This is a genomic window from Mesorhizobium temperatum (genome assembly GCF_002284575.1).
Taxonomy (GTDB): Bacteria; Pseudomonadota; Alphaproteobacteria; order Rhizobiales; family Rhizobiaceae; genus Mesorhizobium; species Mesorhizobium temperatum.
This window is the reverse complement of sequence record NZ_NPKJ01000028.1, coordinates 1-18,829: the sequence shown is the minus strand read 5'-3', so window position 1 is coordinate 18,829 and position 18,829 is coordinate 1. Positions and strand designations below refer to the sequence as shown.

At 63.6% G+C, this 18,829-nt stretch carries 21 protein-coding genes; 6 read left to right on the top strand and 15 right to left on the bottom strand.

The window, feature by feature from the left end:
- Positions 1-162 precede the first annotated feature (162 nt).
- Entirely contained in the window at positions 163-1,665 is a 1,503-nt protein-coding gene (locus CIT26_RS08300) for an MFS transporter (protein WP_245319250.1), read from the top strand.
- A 133-nt stretch (positions 1,666-1,798) separates the two neighbouring features.
- Here the strand turns inward: CIT26_RS08300 and coaBC are convergent, their stop codons facing one another.
- From coaBC to ubiE, 6 genes are all read right to left on the bottom strand, one after another.
- Positions 1,799-3,016: a bifunctional phosphopantothenoylcysteine decarboxylase/phosphopantothenate--cysteine ligase CoaBC gene (coaBC, locus tag CIT26_RS08295; RefSeq protein ID WP_095492136.1), complete on the bottom strand. Its 1,218-nt coding sequence runs from the start codon at positions 3,014-3,016 to the stop codon at positions 1,799-1,801.
- 25 nt (positions 3,017-3,041) lie between these two features.
- Positions 3,042-3,449 carry a type II toxin-antitoxin system VapC family toxin gene (locus CIT26_RS08290; RefSeq protein WP_031254220.1) on the bottom strand — a complete coding sequence of 136 codons (408 nt, stop codon included), beginning with the start codon at positions 3,447-3,449 and terminating at the stop codon, positions 3,042-3,044.
- Positions 3,446-3,700 carry a FitA-like ribbon-helix-helix domain-containing protein gene (locus CIT26_RS08285; RefSeq protein WP_095492135.1) on the bottom strand — a complete coding sequence of 85 codons (255 nt, stop codon included), beginning with the start codon at positions 3,698-3,700 and terminating at the stop codon, positions 3,446-3,448. The genes CIT26_RS08290 and CIT26_RS08285 overlap by 4 nt, the downstream gene beginning before the upstream one ends.
- Before the next feature lie 2 nt (positions 3,701-3,702).
- Positions 3,703-3,912, bottom strand: a complete 210-nt coding sequence (locus CIT26_RS08280) for a FitA-like ribbon-helix-helix domain-containing protein (RefSeq protein WP_023797509.1) — start codon at positions 3,910-3,912, stop codon at positions 3,703-3,705.
- Between the two features lie 75 nt (positions 3,913-3,987).
- The gene (gene ubiB / locus CIT26_RS08275) at positions 3,988-5,562 is read right to left on the bottom strand and encodes a 2-polyprenylphenol 6-hydroxylase (protein ID WP_095492134.1); all 1,575 of its coding nucleotides are present in this window, start codon (positions 5,560-5,562) and stop codon (positions 3,988-3,990) included.
- Positions 5,563-5,575: 13 nt separating this feature from the next.
- Positions 5,576-6,352, bottom strand: coding sequence for a bifunctional demethylmenaquinone methyltransferase/2-methoxy-6-polyprenyl-1,4-benzoquinol methylase UbiE (gene ubiE, locus CIT26_RS08270; RefSeq protein WP_095492133.1), 777 nt, complete (start codon positions 6,350-6,352; stop codon positions 5,576-5,578).
- Positions 6,353-6,498: 146 nt separating this feature from the next.
- Between ubiE and CIT26_RS08265 the strand changes: the two genes are divergently transcribed.
- From CIT26_RS08265 to CIT26_RS08255, 3 genes are all read left to right on the top strand, one after another.
- Complete coding sequence (locus CIT26_RS08265; RefSeq protein ID WP_095492132.1) at positions 6,499-7,473, top strand: adenosine deaminase; 975 nt, start codon at positions 6,499-6,501, stop codon at positions 7,471-7,473.
- A 129-nt stretch (positions 7,474-7,602) separates the two neighbouring features.
- Positions 7,603-8,232, top strand: coding sequence for a uracil phosphoribosyltransferase (gene upp / locus CIT26_RS08260; protein WP_095492131.1), 630 nt, complete (start codon positions 7,603-7,605; stop codon positions 8,230-8,232).
- Between the two features lie 107 nt (positions 8,233-8,339).
- The gene (locus CIT26_RS08255) at positions 8,340-8,903 is read left to right on the top strand and encodes a TIGR02281 family clan AA aspartic protease (RefSeq protein WP_095492158.1); all 564 of its coding nucleotides are present in this window, start codon (positions 8,340-8,342) and stop codon (positions 8,901-8,903) included.
- Here CIT26_RS08255 and deoA read toward each other — a convergent pair whose 3' ends face one another.
- The 6 genes from deoA to CIT26_RS08220 all read right to left on the bottom strand — a co-directional run bounded on the left by deoA (position 8,904) and on the right by CIT26_RS08220 (position 15,293).
- Entirely contained in the window at positions 8,904-10,223 is a 1,320-nt protein-coding gene (deoA, locus tag CIT26_RS08250) for a thymidine phosphorylase (RefSeq protein WP_095492130.1), read from the bottom strand. It abuts the gene before it with no gap.
- Positions 10,223-11,041, bottom strand: coding sequence for a purine-nucleoside phosphorylase (locus CIT26_RS08245; protein WP_095492129.1), 819 nt, complete (start codon positions 11,039-11,041; stop codon positions 10,223-10,225). The genes deoA and CIT26_RS08245 overlap by 1 nt, the downstream gene beginning before the upstream one ends.
- A 19-nt stretch (positions 11,042-11,060) precedes the next feature.
- Entirely contained in the window at positions 11,061-11,453 is a 393-nt protein-coding gene (gene cdd, locus CIT26_RS08240; protein ID WP_095492128.1) for a cytidine deaminase, read from the bottom strand.
- A 198-nt stretch (positions 11,454-11,651) separates the two neighbouring features.
- Positions 11,652-12,623: an ABC transporter permease gene (locus tag CIT26_RS08230; protein WP_095492126.1), complete on the bottom strand. Its 972-nt coding sequence runs from the start codon at positions 12,621-12,623 to the stop codon at positions 11,652-11,654.
- A 1-nt stretch (position 12,624) separates the two neighbouring features.
- Positions 12,625-13,764, bottom strand: coding sequence for an ABC transporter permease (locus tag CIT26_RS08225; protein WP_095492125.1), 1,140 nt, complete (start codon positions 13,762-13,764; stop codon positions 12,625-12,627).
- On the bottom strand, positions 13,761-15,293 hold the full coding sequence (locus tag CIT26_RS08220; protein WP_095492124.1) for an ABC transporter ATP-binding protein: 1,533 nt from the start codon (positions 15,291-15,293) through the stop codon (positions 13,761-13,763). The genes CIT26_RS08225 and CIT26_RS08220 overlap by 4 nt, the downstream gene beginning before the upstream one ends.
- A gap of 316 nt (positions 15,294-15,609) precedes the next feature.
- On the opposite strand from CIT26_RS08220, the gene CIT26_RS08215 reads away from it, so the two are divergent.
- A complete protein-coding gene (locus CIT26_RS08215; RefSeq protein ID WP_095492157.1) occupies positions 15,610-15,819 on the top strand; it encodes a SlyX family protein in 210 nt (69 codons plus the stop codon).
- 67 nt (positions 15,820-15,886) lie between these two features.
- Here the strand turns inward: CIT26_RS08215 and CIT26_RS08210 are convergent, their stop codons facing one another.
- From CIT26_RS08210 to CIT26_RS08200, 3 genes are all read right to left on the bottom strand, one after another.
- Positions 15,887-16,876: a BMP family lipoprotein gene (locus CIT26_RS08210; RefSeq protein WP_095492123.1), complete on the bottom strand. Its 990-nt coding sequence runs from the start codon at positions 16,874-16,876 to the stop codon at positions 15,887-15,889.
- A 209-nt stretch (positions 16,877-17,085) separates the two neighbouring features.
- Positions 17,086-17,748 carry a peptide-methionine (S)-S-oxide reductase MsrA gene (gene msrA, locus CIT26_RS08205; RefSeq protein WP_095492122.1) on the bottom strand — a complete coding sequence of 221 codons (663 nt, stop codon included), beginning with the start codon at positions 17,746-17,748 and terminating at the stop codon, positions 17,086-17,088.
- A gap of 82 nt (positions 17,749-17,830) precedes the next feature.
- Complete coding sequence (locus tag CIT26_RS08200) at positions 17,831-18,148, bottom strand: hypothetical protein (RefSeq protein ID WP_095492121.1); 318 nt, start codon at positions 18,146-18,148, stop codon at positions 17,831-17,833.
- 373 nt (positions 18,149-18,521) lie between these two features.
- On the opposite strand from CIT26_RS08200, the gene CIT26_RS36460 reads away from it, so the two are divergent.
- A complete protein-coding gene (locus CIT26_RS36460) occupies positions 18,522-18,758 on the top strand; it encodes a hypothetical protein (RefSeq protein ID WP_167391326.1) in 237 nt (78 codons plus the stop codon).
- The last annotated feature ends 71 nt before the right edge of the window (positions 18,759-18,829 follow it).

Here is an 18,829-nt window from a genome sequence, read left to right as displayed (position 1 = left end):
CCCGCGTTCATCAGCATCTCAGCGCACCCGCAAAAAAACCGCTTGAGCTCAACTGCGGTTGAGGTTTTACAACCCGTCCCCGAAGCGCCGCGTGCCCATTTGGAGACGAAGAGCGCTCCACCATTTTTTTAATCGGCGTATAAGAAAGTTCTGGAGGGCGGGGTGACCGAAACCAGCACAAACAGGGTCAATTGGCGCGCGCTGTGGGCGAGCGGCGATCTGGCGCGCTTCTGCTTCATCAGCCTCGGCATCCTGCTGCACGCCACCAACGAAACCATGGTGGCAACGGTGATGCCGGCCATGGTCGGCGAACTCGCCGGCGTTCAACTGGTCGGCTGGTCGCTAGCGATCTACGAGCTCGGCGCAATCGTCGCCGGCGCTGCCGCCGGACGGCTGGTGAGCTATGTCGCGCTGCGCACCAATATGGTGGTCGCCGCCCTGCTCTATGCGGCCGGCGCCCTGGTCTGCGCCATCGCGCCCTCCATGCCGCTGTTCCTGACCGGGCGCCTGATCGAAGGGTTTGGCGGCGGCGCGCTGGTGTCGCTGGCCTTCGTCTCGGTCGAGCGGCTGTTTCCACGCGCCATCTGGCCGCAGCTTTTCGGCGTCATGTCGGCGATCTGGGGCGTCGCCGCTTTCAGCGGGCCGGTGCTGAGTGCGTTGATGACCGAGTTGCTCTCCTGGCGTTGGGCTTTCGGTATCTTCACGGTCGGCGGCACGGCCATGGCGCTGGCGAGCTTCATCGTGCTCGACACGCCCGAGGCAACCCGGCCCCGGGCGATCACTGGAACGGCGCCGCCGTTCCCCTTTGCCGCGCTCGGCTGCCTGGCCGTCAGCGTCGTCTTGATCGCCACGGCCGGTGTCGACATTGCCCTGCTGCGCTCGTCCCTGCTGCTTACGCTCGGCCTGATCGGGCTTGCGCTGTTCATCCGCATCGACGCGCTGAAGCCGGGCTCGCGGCTGTTCCCGTCGCGGCTGTTCTCATGGCGTTCGCCGGTCGGCGCAGGCATGACCATGGTCGCCGCCTTTTCGGTGGCCACCTGTTCCTTCGCCGTCTACGGTCCGCTGCTTCTGACCAGCCTGCACGGCGTTCCGATCCTGACCACCGGCTATATCATCGCCGCCGAATCGATCGCCTGGTCGATCCTGTCGATCCTCGTCGCCAATGCGCCGCCGGAACGCGAGAGGCTGATCATCACCGGCGGCGCACTGATGATCGCGGCCGGCATCGCCGGTTTCGCCTACGCCGTGCCGGCAGGTTCCATTCCGCTGATCCTGTTTTGCGCTTTGCTGCAGGGCGGCGGCTTCGGCATTGCCTGGGCCTTCATTACACGCGTGATCGTGGCATCGGCCAGGGACGGCGAACAAACGATCGCCTCCGCCGCCGTGCCGACGATGCAGCGCATCGGCTATGCGGTCGGTGCCGCGCTGACCGGCATCGTCGCCAACGCCAGCGGTTTTTCCGAAGGCCTCAACCGTGAGGCGGCGGCAAATGTCGCCACCTGGCTGTTCCTCGCTTTCGTGCCGCTCGGGATTCTGGGATGCCTTGCAGCCCTGAGGATCTCCGGGCCGCCAGGCCGGCCGGCAAAGCTGCCGATCTCCCCCCTTGTGGGGGAGATGCCCGGCAGGGCAGAGGGGGGCGCGAAGGATCGCCAAACGTGGGCTTAACCTACCCCTTACGAGCAGCTCCCTGGGATCCTGTTTTTTTCGAGCGCCGCTGCGGACACGATCTTTCGAAACGTCGGCGGGACAGCGCCCCCTCTGGCCTGCCGGCCATCTCCCCCACAAGGGGGGAGATTGACTAGACGACAACCGTCTTAAGCCGCTCGGCGATCAGTGTTGCAAGCCGCGTCGCCACCTCGTCCTTGCTCATCTCGGGCCATTCGTCGACACCCGCCTTCGAGACGATCCGCACCTTGTTACGGTCGCCGCCCATCACCCCACCTTCGTGGGACACGTCGTTGGCGACGATGAAATCGGCGCCCTTTTTCCTGAGCTTGGCCTCGGCGTTCCTGACGAGATCCTGCGTCTCGGCGGCGAAGCCGACGACCAGGCCGGGCCGCTTCCGGTGATGACCGACACCGGCAAGAATGTCAGGATTTTCGACCATCTGCAGCGCCGGCGGCCCCTCGCCCGCCACCTTTTTGATCTTCTCGCCGGCCGAAGTCTCGCTGCGCCAGTCGGCAACCGCAGCGACGAATACGGCCGCGTCCGCCGGCAGAAGCTGTTCGACCGCGTCCTTCATCTCGTTCGCGGTTTCGACATGCAGTGTGGTGACCTCAGCCGGATCGGCAATGCCAACCGGACCGGAGACGAGGCGCACATCGGCGCCCAGCCTTGCCAGCGCCGCCGCGATGGCATGGCCCTGCTTGCCGGAAGAACGGTTGGCGATGTAGCGCACCGGGTCGATCGGCTCATGCGTCGGCCCAGAGGTGACGATGATCTTTCTGCCTGCCAGCGGCTTCGGCCTGATATCGAGCAGCGCCTCGATAGCGGCGACGATTTCCAGCGGCTCGGCCATGCGGCCTTCGCCCGCCTCGTTGCTCTCGGCCATCTCGCCCTTCGCCGGGCCGATGAATGCGATGCCGTCCTTGTGCAACGTCGCGCGGTTGCGCCGGGTCGCCGGATGCGACCACATTTTTGGGTTCATGGCCGGTGCCATCAAAACCTGCCTGTCGGTGGCGAGAAGCACAGTGGAGGCAAGGTCGTTGGCATGGCCGTTGGCAAGCTTCGCCATCAGATCGGCGGTGGCCGGCGCCACGACCACAAGGTCGGCCTCGCGCGACAGGCGGATATGGCCGACATCGTGCTCGTCATTGCGATCGAACAAATCGGTGAAGACGTGGTCGGCCGACAGCGCTCCAACCGATAGCGTGGTCACGAACTCCTGCGCCGCAGCAGTCATGACGACACGCACGGCAGCGCCCCGCTCGCGCAGCCGGCGGATCAGGTCGAGCGCCTTATAGGCGGCGATACCACCGCCGATGATCAGCAGGATGCGCTTGCCGGAGAGGGTCATGCCCAAGACCAGTTCTTGTCCGATGTCATGCCGGCTTCAGCGCCGGTTCGATATCGGTATGGATGAAATCGTCGCCCTTGAAAAGCAGCGGCAGGTTTCGGGTCTTGGCCAGAGCGTAGGCGAAGCAGTCGCCCATGTTGAGATTGGCACGATGGCCAGTACCTCGGCCATACAGTGCATAGGCTTCAATTCCGGCTTGCGCATGTTCGGCGGAGAGCGCGACGATCGTGACTTTGAGCCTAGCAAGAAGACCCGTCAACTCGGCCGTGCCGGCCGCGCCATAGCGTCGGACAATTACTGTGCCGCATTCCATCAGAGTCGCGGCGCTCATCAATATCCGCTGATTTCCGGCGAGGCGCTGGGCGATTGCCGGAGCATCGGGCTCCTGCTTCAGGATGGCCACGATCGCTGAGGTGTCGACCACCACGGTCATTCTTCCTCTATGAAGGACCAGAGGTCATCCGTGAATTTCTTCTGATCAAAATCTGCTCGTTGCAGTCGTCGGCCGTATTCGAGGATTTCCTCCGCCGTAACGACATCCCCATCGCGTTTTTTGGCGGCTGCCACATCCTTCAGCAACAGATTTCTTGCCTCCTGCTCCATTGACACGCCATGTCTGGCAGCCCGCTCGCGCAGCTTTTGCTTCAGATCGTCGTCGAGATTGCGAATGGTCAGGGTGCCCATAACTACCCTTGCCCCCGTGTCGTCGGTCTGAACTTGGCTTCGTCCTCGGCTGCAATGCCCGACGAGTCGAAACCTTTGGTGGTCGGAAGCCCAACGGATGCGGCGAGCACGTCCCGCGCCTCCTGCTCCATGGAAACGCCACGCGCGGCGCCACGCTCACGCAGTCGCCGCATGACACTCTCATCCACATTGCGGACAGTAATCCGTGCCATGATCGCGCTCCCGCGACCTAATATAGCGACACCGGAGCATGACTGCAATGACAGCACTGCTGTCACTGCTTGCAGTCAGAGCAGCTTCCAGGCGATATATATCAGCGTCAGCGCGATCACCCACAGCGCCAGCCTGCCTGAGCGCGTATGGCGCGCCTCGGCCTTGCCGATCGCGTGTGCCGTCCTGTCATCGAAGCGCAGCCCGTGCTCGGCCATCAGGTCGATCTCGCGCGATAGCCGCTCGGTGCGGGCGGCGAGGTCTGGCGCCTGGCGGGCCAGCGCCAGCAGCGCGCCGGCGCCGTCGCGTGCGTCGGCCAGCAGAGCACGCGGGCCGAGATTGCCCGATATCCAGCCTCCGACCACCGGTTCGGACGTCTTCCACATGTTGAAGGCCGGGTCGAGGGTGCGGGCGACGCCCTCGACCACCACCATGGTCTTCTGCAGCAGCACCAGCTCGGACCGCGTCGCCATATCGAAGAGGTCGGTCACCTCGAACAGGAGCGCCAAGAGCTTGGCCATCGAGATGGTCTCGGCCGGCTGGCCGTGGATCGGCTCGCCGATCGCCCGGATCGCCTGGGCGAACGCAGCGACATTATGCCGGCGCGGCACGTAGCCGGCCTCGAAATGCACTTCGGCGACGCGCAGATAGTCACGGGTGATGAAGCCATAGAGGATCTCGGCGAGAAAACGGCGCTCCTTCTTGCCGAGCCGGCCGGCTATGCCGAGATCGACAGCGACGATGGTGCCATTGGGCTCGACGAACAGGTTTCCCGGATGCATGTCGGCGTGGAAGAAACCGTCACGCAGCGTATGGCGCAGGAACGACTGGACCAGATTGGCGGCGATCGCCTTCAGATCGTGGCCGGCGGCAGCGAGGCCGGCAATGTCGTTCATCTTGATGCCGTCGACCCATTCCATGGTCAGCACATCGCGGCCGGTGCGTTCCCAATCGACTGTCGGGACGCGAAAGCCGGGATCATCCTTGGTGTTCTCTCCGAGCTCCGAAAGCGCTGCCGCCTCGAGCCTCAGATCCATTTCGATCTTGGTGGTCTGGGCCAGCGTCTCGGTCACTTCGACCGGCCGCAGCCGGCGCGACGACGGGATGTATTTTTCCTGGAGGCGGGCAGCGAGGAAATAGCTTTCGAGATCGCGAAAGAAGCGGCGCCGCACGCCCGGCCGGATGACCTTCACCGCCACCCGCGAACCGACGCCGTTCTCCAGGGTTTCCGCGAAATGGACCTGAGCGATCGAAGCCGCGGCAACGGCCTCGCCGAAACTGGCGTAGAGTTCGCCGACCTTGCGCCCGAGCGAGGCCTCTATCGCCGCAATGGCCTCGGCCTGCGGAAAGGTCTGCATCTTGTCCTGCAGCATGGCGAGATCGAGAGCTATGTCGTTGCCGACGACATCGGGCCGGGTCGCCAGGAACTGGCCGAGCTTGACATAGGATGGGCCGAGCCGGACGACGGCCTTGGCCAGCCGGTCGCCACGCTCATAGGCAAGCGCGCGGCGGCGGGTCAACAGCCGCGCCATCCGCCAGCCGAGTTTCGGCAGACCGAAGAGCTCGTCGCCCGGCAGCGCCGCGACGACGCCTTCGCGGACCAGCACCCAGCCGGCCCGCACGAGCCTGAAACCAGCGCCGACACTGCTCATGACTGCGCTCGCCTCAAAGCTTCCAGCCCGAATGAAGCGCAGCTATGCCGCCGGAATAATTGCGAAAGGAAGCGCGCTCGAAGCCGGCGCGGGAAATCATCGCCACAAAATTCTGCTGATTGGGAAATTTGCGGATCGATTCGACCAAGTAGGAATAGGGCTCGTCGTCGCCGGTCACCGCCTTGCCGATCCTGGGGATGGCGTTGAACGACCACGCCTCATAGACCTTGTCGAGCAACGGCATGTCGACCTCGGAAAATTCGAGGCAGAGGAAGCGCCCGCCGGGCTTCAGCACGCGATAGGCTTCCGCAAGCGCCACATCGATGCGCGGCACGTTGCGAATGCCGAAAGCGATCGTGTAGGCGTCGAAACTGGCGTCGGTGAAAGGCAGCTCCTCGGCATTGGCTTCGACGAAATCGGTATTTGCCGTCAGGCCCTTTTTCTCGGCCCGGTCGCGGCCGACGGCAAGCATCGAGCCATTGATGTCGAGAACGGTGGCATGGGCGTTCCTGCCGCTCGCCTCGACGATGCGGAAGGCGATGTCGCCGGTGCCGCCGGCAACGTCGAGAACGCTCCAGCCCGGTCGTTTCGGTGGATTGAGCCATGTGACCATGGCGTCCTTCCACAGCCGGTGCAGGCCGGCCGACATCAGGTCGTTCATCAGATCGTAGCGGTTCGCGACCTTGTGAAAAACGTCGTTGACCAGGGACTGCTTCTCGCCTGCCCCTACACGCTTGAAACCATAGGAGGTTTCCATGCCGCCAACGGCCGTGGTTCTCTCAACCGACATTATTTTTGATCCGCCATAAAACCGGCGGGACCATAGCCGATCGATGGTGCCGACGCTATTGTTTAAGGCGCGGTGTTCGGCCGCGCTTCTCGGTCGTGAAATCGTACTTATGTCGACGAGCTGGACAGACCTGACGGGATGACTGCATGCCTTTGAAAGCGGAACTGCACTGCCATATCGAAGGGGCAGCGGCGCCCGAACTCGTCGTCCGCCAGGCCCAGAAATACGGCAAGGACACCTCACCCTACATTCAGAATGGCTCTTTCGTCTGGCACGACTTCACCTCCTTCCTCGCCGCCTATGACTTCTCCTCCGACCTGTTCCGCACGGAAGAGGACTATGCGCGGCTGGCCGATCATTACCTGACCAGCCTCGCCCGTGACGGCGCCATCTATTCCGAGATCTTCACCTCGCCGGACCACGCCGGCAAGGCCGGCCTGTCGCCCAAGGCCTATACTGACGCGCTCGGCGAAGGCATGGCGCGCGCCAAGGCCAAGACCGGCATTGAGGGCCGCATGATCGTCACCGGCGTGCGCAACGCCGGCGTCGAATCGATCGAGCAGGCGGCGCGCTTCGCCGCCCGCTGCGGGCATCCGCTGGTCACCGGCTTCGGTGTTGCCGGCGACGAGCGGATGGGCGATCTGGAGGATTATGTCAGGGCCTTCGAAATCGCGCGCGAGGCCGGCCTCGGCATCACCGTCCATGCCGGCGAATTGATGGGCTGGGAGAGCGTCGAGGCCGCACTCGACCACATCCGCCCCGCCCGCATCGGCCATGGCGTGCGCGCCATCGAAAACACCGACCTTGTCCGTCGCATCGCCGACGAAGGCGTCGTGCTCGAATGCTGTCCCAGCTCCAACATCGCGCTGAAGGTCTTCGACAGTTTCGCCGATCACCCTTTTCCGGCACTGCAGGCGGCTGGCTGCAAGGTGACGCTAAATTCCGATGATCCGCCCTATTTCTGGACGTCGCTGAAGCGCGAATACGACATTGCCGCCGAGCATTTTTCGATGAACGACAAGGCGCTCGCCGCCGTCACCAGAACCGCCATCGAGGCCGCCTTCGTCGACAGGAAGACCAAAGCAATGCTGCTGGGCCGGCTCGACGTCAAGGGCAGGTGAATGGTGAATGGTTTACCCGGCGCTTCGGTCCGACAACCGCGAGTTTTTCCGCTGAACCAAGGACTCGCAAACCTATTCACTATTCACTATTCACCATCCACTATTCACCTGCGCAGCTAGGAGACCACCATGAAGGGCGTCACCGTTGTCGACCACCCGCTTGTCCAGCACAAGCTGACCATCATGCGCAAGAAGGAAACCTCGACGGCCGGCTTCCGGCGGCTGCTGCGCGAGATCTCGCTGCTGCTTGGCTACGAGGTCACCCGCAATCTCGAGCTGACGACGACGACGATCGAAACGCCGATCGAGACGATGGAAGCGCCGACGCTGGAGGGCAAGAAGCTGGTCTTCGCCTCGGTGCTGCGCGCCGGCAACGGCTTGCTCGAAGGCCTGCTCGACCTGGTGCCGGCGGCGCGCGTCGCCCATATCGGCCTTTACCGCGATCATGAAACACTGGAAGCCGTCGAGTATTTCTTCAAGGCGCCGAGCGATCTCGCCGACCGGTTGGTGATCGTCGTCGATCCGATGCTGGCGACCGCCAATTCGGCGATCGCGGCGATCGACAAGCTGAAAGGGCGCGGCGCCACCAACATCCGCTTCCTCTGCCTGCTGGCGGCGCCAGAGGGCCTGGAACGCTTCATCAAGGCGCATCCCGATGTCCCGGTCTTCACCGCTTCCATCGACCGCCAGCTTAACGAGAAGGGCTACATCATGCCCGGTCTCGGCGACGCCGGCGATCGTCTGTACGGGACCAAATGACCGTGCCCGTCGTTTACCGATCGTTTACGCAAACGGCCGCTTTCCGCATCTGTTAAAGCCGCAAACACCATGTCGCGATAAGCATGGGCCTTCACGAAGGCCGGTCCATGCTGCGCAATCTTCTCATCCTCGGCGTGCTCGCCGTAACATCGGCGTCGTTCCCGATGCTCTATCAGTCGAATCCGCAGATGTTCGATGGCCTGCTGAAATCGGCGGTCGGGGCCAGGCCGGAGGTCGAAACGCAAACGGACCTGAACCTGGCTGCGGTTCCCGACAGACCGGCGACGCCGCAGCCGCTCGGCCGCAAGGTCGTGGTCACCGCCGACGCGCGCGGGCATTTCACGTCGGCGTTCAAGCTCAACGGTCGGACGGTCGACGGCATGATCGACACCGGCGCAACGCTGGTCGCCATCAACAGTTCGACGGCACGCAGGATCGGCATTTCGCTGAACGCGTCGGACTTCAAACACCAGGTCAACACCGCCAACGGCGCCATCAAGGCTGCCCTGGTGACCGTCGATCGGCTGCAGATCGGCAAGATCACGGTCGACGGCGTTCAGGCGGTAGTGCTCGACGACAAGGCGCTGCGCACCAATTTGATCGGCCTGAGTTTTCTCCAGCGGCTTGAAAAATACCAGGTCGAAAACGGCGCGCTGCTGCTCGTCCAGTGATCATCCGCGCGGCAGGATCCGCCGGATCACGGTTTTTTCCGCAGGCGGCTTCGAAGCGCCGATCGCATAGGCCGAAAGCACGGCGGCGGCGGCCGCTTCGGCATCCCCGGCATTGCGGGCATGGACCAGCGCCAGCGCTTCACCGGCCCGCACCTCCGCGCCGACCGGCAGCAGCCGGGTGATGCCGACCGCATGATCGATGCTGTCGTCCGGTCGTATGCGCCCGCCGCCAAGCCCGACGACGGCGAGCCCGATGTCGCGGGTGGCGATGCCGGTGACGAAGCCGTTTTCGGCGGCCTTGACCGCAAACTCCGTCGCCGCCCTCGGCAGGTATTTTTCCGGGTTCTCGACGAAGTCGGCCGGACCGCCGAGCGCCGCCACCATGCGCGCGAAGACGGCGGCCGCACCGCCGCCGGCAAGCGTCTCGGCGGCGCGCCGCATGCCGTCCTGGTTGGACGACACCAGCCCGGCTGACTGCAGCATGTCTGCGGCCAATGCCAGCGTCACATCCTCCAGGCGCCGGTCGCGGACGCGGCCGGTGAGAAAATCGACGGCATTGCGCACCTCGACCGCGTTGCCGGCTGCCGACGCCAGCGGCTCGTTCATGCCGGTGACCAGTGCTGAGGTCTTCAGTCCGGCGCCATTGGCGACTTCGACCAGGCTGTTCGCCAGTGTTGTTGCGTCACGGGATTTTTCCATGAAGGCGCCATTGCCGACCTTCACGTCGAGCACCAGCGACTGCAGGCCGGCGGCCAGCTTCTTCGACAGGATCGAGGCGGTGATCAGCGGCACCGATTCGACGGTTCCCGTCACGTCGCGGATCGCATAGAGCCTGCGGTCGGCAGGCGCGAGATCGGCAGTCTGGCCGATGATGGCGCAGCCGGCTTCGAGCACCGCCTTGCGGAAGCCCGCAACATCCGGCTGGCTGATATAGCCGGGGATGGCATCCATCTTGTCAAGCGTGCCGCCGGTATGGCCGAGACCGCGGCCGGAAATCATCGGCACATAGGCGCCGCAGGCGGCGACGATCGGCGCCACCATCAGCGAGACATTGTCGCCGACGCCGCCTGTCGAATGTTTGTCGGTGACTGGACCCGGCAGGTCCGACCAATCGAGCACGTCGCCGGAATCGCGCATGGCCAGCGTCAGCGCCACCGCCTCGTCGCGGCTCATGCCGTTGAAGAACACCGCCATGGCGAACGCCCCGACCTGCCCGTCCGAGACGGTGCCTGCGGTCACGCCCTCGATGAAGCTGGCGATCTCCTGCGTCGACAGCTTGTGGCCGTCGCGCTTGCTGCGGATGATTTCCTGGGGAAGCATCAGGCCGGGACCTTACGCTCCGGCAACCCATCCTGGAACACACGCTGGAGAACTGTCGCCAGCCGCGCGCCGCCGACCGGCGCCATGTCCTTGGTCTCCTGGTGCGAAAGCTCCGCCCCGGTCATCCCGGCGGCAAGGTTGGTGATGACCGAGCAGGCGGCGACGCGCAGGCCGAGGAAACGGGCGAGAATAACCTCCGGCACGGTCGACATACCGACCGCGTTGGCACCCATGATGCGCGCCATGCGGATCTCGGCGGGCGTCTCGAAGCACGGCCCGGAAAACCACATATAGACGCCCTTGTGCAAGGCGGTAGCCGTCGCCTTCGCCGCCTTCTCGATCGCCGCCCGAAGGCCGGCATCATAGGCTTCGGTCAAGCCGACGAAGCGGCGATCGCTTGGCTCGCCGATCAGCGGGTTGGAACCCGAGAAATTGATGTGGTCGGTGATCAGCATCACCGAGCCCGGCCCCATGTCCGGATCGACCGAGCCGGCGGCATTGGTGAGGATCAGTTTCGAGATGCCGAGGCCGGCGAGCACCTCCAGCGCCGGCCGCATCGCAGCCGCGTTGCCGTGCTCGTAGTAGTGGGCGCGGCCGGACAGCATCAGCACTGGTGTGCCGGCAAAACGTCCCGCCACCACCTCGCCGGCATGGCCGGTGACGCCGCTTCTGGGAAAACCCGGCAATTCGGCATAGGGAATCCGGACAGCGTCCTCGACCTGGTCGACAAGCCCGCCAAGGCCCGAACCCAGCACCAGCGCCGTGGCGGGCGCCAGCCCGTCCAGCCTCTCGACGAGACGATCAAGCGCTTCCTTCATTTCAACCAGCTCTTCATTTTCATTTCAACATGTCGCCCTGGAAGCCGTAGGGCAGCATCTCGCCCATGGTCACGGTCTCGACCACGCCGCCATTGTCGCAGAGATAGAGTCTGGTTTCCGGCCGGCAGAATTCGGCCAGCCGCTGCCGGCAGCCGCCGCACGGCGAGCATTTCGCCATGCGCTCGGCGATCACCGCGATCTCCGTGATCCTGCCGCCGCCGCCCATGATGTAGTGGCCAAGCGCTGTGGTTTCGGCGCACCAGCCTTCCGGATAGGATGCGACCTCGATGTTGGCGCCGGCAAAGACGCGGCCGTCCTCGGTGCGCAGTGCCGCCCCGACCGGAAACTTCGAATAGGGCGCATAGGCCTTGGCCATGGCGGCCTTGGCCGCTTCGAACAGATCATGCGACATTGTTTTTCCCTCGCATGATCTTGTCCGAAAACCGGCTTCCACTTTTCGGGATCATGCTCATATTTTTCCCTCGCATGATCCTGTCCGAAAACCGGGTTCCACTTTTCGGGATCATGCTCATATTTTTCCCTCGCATGATCTTGTCCGAAAACCGGCGTCCACTTTTCGCTGACGCGGACCTGCGGTTCGAAATCATGCTTAGCGTTCCTTGACATAGGGCACGCCGCCGGCGCGCGGCGGGATGGCCTTGCCGATGAAGCCGGCGAGCAGGATGACGGTGAGGATATACGGCAGCGCCTGCATGAGCTGCACCGGCACCTTGCCGATCAGCGGCAGCGGCGTGCCCTGCAGGCGGATCGACAGCGCGTCGAGGAAGCCGAACAACAGGCAGGCGAACATGGCGTTGACCGGCTTCCACTTGGCGAAGATCAGCGCGGCCAGTGCGATGTAGCCCTTGCCGGCGGTCATGTCCTTCACGAAGCCGCCATTCTGCACCATCGACAGATAGGCGCCGGCAATACCGGTGAGCACGCCGGTGCAGATCAGCGCCCGGTAGCGCAGCCAGGCGACCGAGATACCGGCGGTGTCGACCGCGGCCGGGTTCTCACCGACCGCGCGCATGCGCAAGCCGAAGCGGGTACGGAACAGCACCCACCAGGTGAAGGGCACGGCGAGAAACGCGACATAGACCAGGACGGAATGGCCGGAGATGAGTTCCGAATATATCGGGCCTAGGATCGGCACGCTCCTGAGCGCGTCCGCACCGGGCCAGATGATCGCCCCGAACCGCTCATCCGAGGACAGAGCCGGCGTACGTCCACCTTGCTGGAACCAGGCCTGGCCGAGCATGATCGTCGATCCGGCGGCGATGAAGTTGATCGCCACGCCGGAGACAATCTGATTGCCGCGATGGGTGATCGAGGCGAAGCCGTGGACCAGCGCGAAAGCGACCGAGATGAGGATGGCCATGCCGAGGCCGAGATAGGCGGAATGGAAGACGGAGGCTGCGGCGGCGCCGGCGAAGGCGCCGACCAGCATCTTGCCCTCGAGCCCGATGTCGAAAATGCCGGCCCGCTCCGAATAGAGGCCGGCGAGGCAGGCGAGCAGCAACGGCACCGACAGGCGGATGGTCGAGTCCAGAACCTGGATGACGGCGTTGAACAAATCCATCTCAGGCACCCTTCCCCTTGACCGCTTCCATGCCGACAGATCTCGGGCTGAGCGAGGCGAACAGCGCCTGGACATAGGGCCGGAACATGTGTTCGAGCGCGCCGGCGAACAGGATGACTAGGCCCTGGATGATGACAATCATGTCGCGGCTGATCGCCGGCATCTCGAAGGCGAGCTCGGCGCCGCCCTGGTAGAGCATGCCGAATAATATTGCGGCGAGCACGATGCCGACCGGGTGCAGGCGCCCCATCAGCGCCACGGCGATGCCGACGAAACCGGCACCCGAAACGAATTCGAGCGCGACATTGTGCTGGTCGCCCATCGTCGGGTTGAGCGCCATCATGCCGGCCAGCGCGCCCGAAATCATCATCGCGATGATGATGATGCGGGTCTCCGAAATGCCGGCATAGCGCGCCGCTTTTGAGCTGTGGCCGTAGGTGCGCATCTCGTAGCCGAGCCTGGTGCGCCAGATCAGTACCCAGACCAGAAAGGCCATGGCCAGCGCCAGCAGGAAGCTGATGTTGAACGGCGCCGAACGGATTTTGGCGCCGAACAATTCGATGACCCAGTTGAGCTTCGGCAGTTGCGCGCCTTCGAGGAAGGTGCGCGTCTGCGGTGCCATCGAGGCGGGGGGCTTCAAGTACCCGACCAGCGCACGGACCATGACGCTGGCGGCGATGAAATTGAACATGATGGTGGTGATGACGATGTGCGAGCCGCGCTTGGCCTGCAGATAGGCCGGGATCAGCGCCCACAGCGCGCCCATCGCCGCGGCGGCGATAATGGCGATCGGGAAGGTCAGCCACCAAGGCAGCACGCTGTCGAAGGCCAGGCAAACAATGCCGATGCCGAGACCGGCGATATAGCCCTGGCCCTCGCCACCGATGTTGAACAGGCCGCAATGCGCCGCAACCGCCACCGACAGGCCGCTGAAGATGAAGGTGGTGGCATAGAAAAGCGTGAACGCTATGCCTTGCCCACGGCCGAAGGCGCCCTCGACCAGGACAGCGGCCGCGCGGAACGGATTTTCGCCAACCAGAAGCACGACGAAGCCGGCGACAACGAAGGCAACCAACAGATTGATCACCGGGATCAGCCCGTAATCGGCCCAGGCCGGCAGCTTGGCGTAAGGCGTACTCATTCAGCCGCCTCCCGGTGCTCGACGCCGGCCATCAGCAGTCCAAGCTCGCCTTCGGTCGCCTCCGGGCCGCGCTCGCCGACGATGCGGCCGGCAAACATCACCAGGATGCGGTCGGAGAGCGAGCGGATCTCGTCGAGCTCGACCGACACCACCAGCACCGCCTTGCCCTGGTCGCGCATGGCGATGAGCCGCTTGTGGATGAATTCGATGGCACCGACGTCGACGCCGCGCGTCGGTTGGCCGACGATCAGCACGCCAGGATCCTGTTCCATTTCCCGCGCCAGCACGATCTTCTGCTGGTTGCCGCCGGAGAAATTCGCGGTCTTGAGGCGGCAGTCCGCCGGGCGGATGTCGTATTTGGTGATCTTGTCCCTGGCGTCGTCGCGGATGGCGTCGATGTTGAGGAACGGCCCCCAGAGGTAGCGGGGATCGTCGTGATAGCCGAGGATCGAATTCTCGTTCTCCTCAAAGGCCAGCACCAGCCCGACATGATGACGATCTTCGGGCACATGGGCGAGGCCGCGGTCGCGCAGCTCGCCGGGATCGGCGGCCCCGGTCAGATCGATCGGCTTGCCGTCGAGCATGACGGAGCCCGAGACGGCGCGCCTGATGCCTGAAATCGCCTCGAGCATTTCGGATTGCCCGTTGCCGGCGACGCCGGCAATGCCGACGATCTCGCCGGCGCGCACGTCGAAGGAGATATCGTCGACCATGGTGACGCCGCGCGAATCCTTCACCGTCAGGTTCTTGACCGCGAGCTTGACGCCGCCTGCTTCCGCCTCGCCCTTCTCGACCCTGAGCAGCACGCGTCGCCCGACCATCAGCTCGGCCAGTTCCTCGACCGTGGTCTTCCTGGTTTCGCGTGTCGCCACCATCGTGCCCTGGCGCATGACCGAGACCGTGTCGGTGATCGCCATGATCTCGCGCAGCTTGTGGGTGATCAGCACTATCGTTTTACCCTGCTCCTTCAGCTGCTTGAGGATGCGGAACAGATGGTCGGCTTCGGCCGGGGTGAGCACGCCTGTCGGCTCGTCGAGGATCAGGATCTCAGCGCCACGATACAGCGCCTTGAGGATTTCGACACGCTGCTGCAGGCCGACCGGCAATTCCTCAATGATCGCATCGGGATCGACCTCCAGCCCGTATTCGCGCTCGAGCCGTTCCAGTTCGGACCGCGCCTTGGCGATGCTCTTCTTCAGCAGCGCATCGCTTTCGGCGCCGAGAATGACGTTTTCCAGCACCGTGAAATTGTCGACCAGCATGAAATGCTGGTGCACCATGCCGATGCCGAGCGCGATGGCGTCGTTTGGCGACTTGATCGAAGCCGGCTGGCCGCCGACGCGGATCTCGCCGCTGTCGGCCTGGTAGAAACCGTAGAGGATCGACATCAGCGTCGACTTGCCGGCGCCGTTCTCGCCGACAATGCCGTGGATGGTGCCGCGCACGATCTCCAGATTGATGTCGCGATTGGCGCGCACGGCGCCAAAACTCTTGTTGATGCCGATCAGCTCGATTGCGGCTTGCGCCATGCAGCCTTTCCCACTCTTATTTTTTATCGCTTGGTCAAAACGCCTAGCATGACGCCCCGTCTGTGCCAATTGGCCGGAGCAACGTTCACTCTCGACAAATCCCCGCGCGCTTGTCAATTTCGAAGGTGCCGCAGCCTTCACATTCGCTATTGCACCGGCCCGAAAACCGGATTCGATTTTCGGAAAGCACGATGCGAAGATCGTAAGTGTTAGAGGGTAGTTTGGGCGTCCGATTGGACGCATGTCGCTCTAATGTGGCGAATCCCGAAATTCGCATCTCTTGAGAGTTGCGCAGCAAGAAACCGAGGTTTTTCAGATGACCATGCCCGCCGACCGGCTGACGACGCTGGAAATCCGCGCCGCCGAGCAGGAGAAGACCATCGAAGAACTGTCCGACCAGATCGCCGAGCAGTGGAAGGCGATCGAGCGCATGCAGCGCAAGCTCGATGCGCTGGCCAACCGTTTCCTGGCGCTGGAGGAGCAGGCTGCATCCGACGTGCCGGTAACCAAGCCGCCGCACTGGTGAGCTTACGGATAAGCAAAAGCCGCCGGGTTTTCACCCGGCGGCTTCGATCAGATCGGCAATCTCGCGATCAATAGGGGCAGGAATTGTCCGACATGTAATCGTGCACCTTGACGGTACCGGCGATGATGTCGGCCTTGGCCTTTTCGACCGCCGCCTTCATCGCGTCGTCGACAAGCGCCTTGTTGTTGTCGTCCATGGCGTAATCGACACCGCCTTCCTTGAGGCCGAGATCGTTGATGCCGCCGGTGAACTTGTCGTTCTTGGCGTCCATGAAGGTGTTATAGACGGCGACGTCGACGCGCTTGACCATGGAGGTCAGCACCTTGCCGGGCTGCAGGCCGTTCTGGTTGGAATCGACGCCGATGCCGAGCTTGCCGGCATCCGCCGCCGCCTGCAGCACGCCAACACCGGTGCCGCCTGCCGCTGCGTAGATCACGTCGGCGCCCTGGTCGATCTGCGTCTTGGCGATCTCGCCGCCTTTGGCCGGATCGTTCCAGGCTGCCGGCGTATCGCCGGTCATGTTCTGGATGACATCGGTTGCGCCGGCCGCCTTGGCGCCACCGACATAACCGCAGCCGAATCGGCGGATCAGCGGAATGTCCATGCCGCCGATGAAGCCGACCTTTTTGGTCTTCGAGGCCATCGCCGCCATCACCCCGACGAGGTAGGAGCCTTCCTGCTCCTTGTAGACGACGGAGCGGACATTGGGCTTGTCGACGACCATGTCGATGATGGCGAACTTGGTCTCGGGAAACTCGACGGCGATCTTCTCCAGCGCATCTGCCCAGGAGAAGCCCGCCATGGCGATCGGATTGCGGCCGTCCTCGGCGAAACGGCGCAGTGCCTGCTCGCGCTGGGTGGCGTTTGAGACCTCGAATTCCACATAGGCGATGCCGGTTTCGGCCTTGAACTTTTCGGCGCCATTGTAGGACGCTTCGTTGAACGACTTGTCGAACTTGCCGCCGAGATCGTAGAGAAGTGCTGGCTGAATGTCCGCGGCGAAGGCCGGAAGAACCATCGCAGTTGCGGCCAGGAGGCCGAGAACGATACGTTTCATGTGATCCACACCCTGTCGGTTATTTTTTCCGTTATGCACCGCCTGCCTGCCCGGTTCTCCGGCAGGCATGCGACATCAGACAGGAGTGTCTTCCTCCCGCTTCGGGCCAATCTGGCACGGCCCGAAACAAAATTCACGCGGAATTTTGACCCTTTGGAAAAGCGTGGCGCCGCATCCCGGCGCCACGGATCATCGTCTCGCCAAAGGCCTCAAGCGGAGACGGCAGCCGGGATGGCGCAGGCGACGCCGGTGCCCTGCAGATTGCAATAGCCGTAGGGATTCTTCGCCAGATATTGCTGGTGGTCTTCCTCGGCGAAGTAGAATTCGGGTGCCGGCGCGATCTCGGTGGTGATCTTGCCGCGGCCGGCGCCGCTCAGCGAGGCCTCATAGGCGTCGCGCGACGCGATCGCCGCCTGGTATTGCGCATCGCCGAACGTGTAGATTGCCGAGCGGTAGGTGGTGCCGACATCGTTGCCCTGGCGCATGCCCTGCGTCGGGTCGTGGCTTTCCCAGAACAGCTTCAGAAGCTGTGCATAGGGCACGATCTTCGGGTCGTAAACGACGAGCACGACTTCGGCATGGCCGGTAAGGCCGGTGCAAGTTTCCTGGTAAGTCGGGTTGGGGGTGACGCCGCCGGCATAGCCGACGGCCGTGACCCAGACACCCTCGACCTGCCAGAACAGGCGTTCGGCGCCCCAGAAGCAGCCCAGCCCGAACATCGCCGTCTCCAGCCCCTCGGGATACGGCCCCTTGAGCGGCCGCTTCGAGACAAAGTGCTTGGATGCCGTCGGGATAGGCTTGGCGCGGCCCGGCAGCGCCTCGGCAGGCTTCGGCAGATTGAGTTTCTTGTTCAGCAAATCGCTGAGAAACATGTGCGGTCTCCCTTTCTCTTTGTTTGGGGCTTTCTCTTTGTTTTGGGGACGCCAGAAGGTCATCAACAACAAATCATCAAGTCTACGCGAACCGCCCGGTCGGCCGCTCCCGCCTGTAGCCGATCAAGTACAGAATGAAGGCAACCACCGCAAACACGGCGAAACCGGGCTGGTTGAGCACCCAGGCGATGGCGCCGTCCCACAGCAGCGGACCAAGCTTGTCGCGGACGAAGCTTTCGAAGGCGCTTCGCGTATCCGGCGAGACGGCGAGCCAGCTCGTGTTGAGCGGGGTCATGACCAGCGCGGAGGCCGCCACCGAGCGTGTCGCATCGATCACCGCCATGATGACGGAAACCGAAAGCGCAACCAGCGCCGCGAGACGGAAGACGAAGCGGAACATCCAGACCTTACCTCCCCGGAAGCTTATCAGATGTCTGTATCGGCCTGATAAATAGGATCTGCGCGCTTTATCCGCAATCGCGACACGCGAAGTTGAACCTACGCCGCCAGTTTGCGCCGCTGCGGCGCCAGTCGGCCGATCGCGGCGATCGGCTACAAGGCAGCGCTGGCGGCATGGATAGAGCATCGCTGTCCGACAAAGCGAATAGAGTGCCGTTATGTCTGTCGGTAGCCTTTCAAGTTGTCCGGTTTTGGTAGCACATCATTTGTCCGCTTCAGTTTTGCGTCGAAGCGGTTCACGCGGCCTGCCCTGTGCGGCAGGTCTCTTGGATTGCGGCGCCGTCAGGCATGTATCGAGCAATGCGGCGGGGGCCATGGAAGACCGCGAGCGTGCCATCTGGGTAGTGCCTGATCTTGACCGTGGCTTTGACGAAGTGATGTCGGATCGGGCTCTGCGGCAGCTGCAATCGCAGCCGCGCGAAGGCGATCGTGTTGTCGCGGGCAACGACGCGCTCCTCCTCGATGCACAGGATCTGAGCCAATTGTTGCGGGTCGGCGGCGACAAAGGCGCTCTCTTCGACCGCGGCCGGCCTGGCGAAGCGGCATTGTGAGCCGGCAGATAGGTCTGTGCGATGAAGCGGTTGGCGGCCTGGATATCAGCAAGGCCGGCCAGCGCCAGTTC

Coding starts and splice junctions, on each gene's coding strand:
- coaBC (WP_095492136.1), bottom strand. CDS start 3,016: ATGACCCTCTCCGGCAAGCGCATCCTGCTGATCATCGGCGGTGGTATC.
- CIT26_RS08290 (WP_031254220.1), bottom strand. CDS start 3,449: ATGACCGTGGTGGTCGACACCTCAGCGATCGTGGCCATCCTGAAGCAG.
- CIT26_RS08285 (WP_095492135.1), bottom strand. CDS start 3,700: ATGGGCACCCTGACCATTCGCAATCTCGACGACGATCTGAAGCAAAAG.
- CIT26_RS08280 (WP_023797509.1), bottom strand. CDS start 3,912: ATGGCACGGATTACTGTCCGCAATGTGGATGAGAGTGTCATGCGGCGA.
- ubiB (WP_095492134.1), bottom strand. CDS start 5,562: ATGAGCAGTGTCGGCGCTGGTTTCAGGCTCGTGCGGGCCGGCTGGGTG.
- ubiE (WP_095492133.1), bottom strand. CDS start 6,352: ATGTCGGTTGAGAGAACCACGGCCGTTGGCGGCATGGAAACCTCCTAT.
- CIT26_RS08265 (WP_095492132.1), top strand. CDS start 6,499: ATGCCTTTGAAAGCGGAACTGCACTGCCATATCGAAGGGGCAGCGGCG.
- upp (WP_095492131.1), top strand. CDS start 7,603: ATGAAGGGCGTCACCGTTGTCGACCACCCGCTTGTCCAGCACAAGCTG.
- CIT26_RS08255 (WP_095492158.1), top strand. CDS start 8,340: ATGCTGCGCAATCTTCTCATCCTCGGCGTGCTCGCCGTAACATCGGCG.
- deoA (WP_095492130.1), bottom strand. CDS start 10,223: ATGCTTCCCCAGGAAATCATCCGCAGCAAGCGCGACGGCCACAAGCTG.
- CIT26_RS08245 (WP_095492129.1), bottom strand. CDS start 11,041: ATGAAGGAAGCGCTTGATCGTCTCGTCGAGAGGCTGGACGGGCTGGCG.
- cdd (WP_095492128.1), bottom strand. CDS start 11,453: ATGTCGCATGATCTGTTCGAAGCGGCCAAGGCCGCCATGGCCAAGGCC.
- CIT26_RS08230 (WP_095492126.1), bottom strand. CDS start 12,623: ATGGATTTGTTCAACGCCGTCATCCAGGTTCTGGACTCGACCATCCGC.
- CIT26_RS08225 (WP_095492125.1), bottom strand. CDS start 13,764: ATGAGTACGCCTTACGCCAAGCTGCCGGCCTGGGCCGATTACGGGCTG.
- CIT26_RS08220 (WP_095492124.1), bottom strand. CDS start 15,293: ATGGCGCAAGCCGCAATCGAGCTGATCGGCATCAACAAGAGTTTTGGC.
- CIT26_RS08215 (WP_095492157.1), top strand. CDS start 15,610: ATGACCATGCCCGCCGACCGGCTGACGACGCTGGAAATCCGCGCCGCC.
- CIT26_RS08210 (WP_095492123.1), bottom strand. CDS start 16,876: ATGAAACGTATCGTTCTCGGCCTCCTGGCCGCAACTGCGATGGTTCTT.
- msrA (WP_095492122.1), bottom strand. CDS start 17,748: ATGTTTCTCAGCGATTTGCTGAACAAGAAACTCAATCTGCCGAAGCCT.
- CIT26_RS08200 (WP_095492121.1), bottom strand. CDS start 18,148: ATGTTCCGCTTCGTCTTCCGTCTCGCGGCGCTGGTTGCGCTTTCGGTT.
- CIT26_RS36460 (WP_167391326.1), top strand. CDS start 18,522: ATGGAAGACCGCGAGCGTGCCATCTGGGTAGTGCCTGATCTTGACCGT.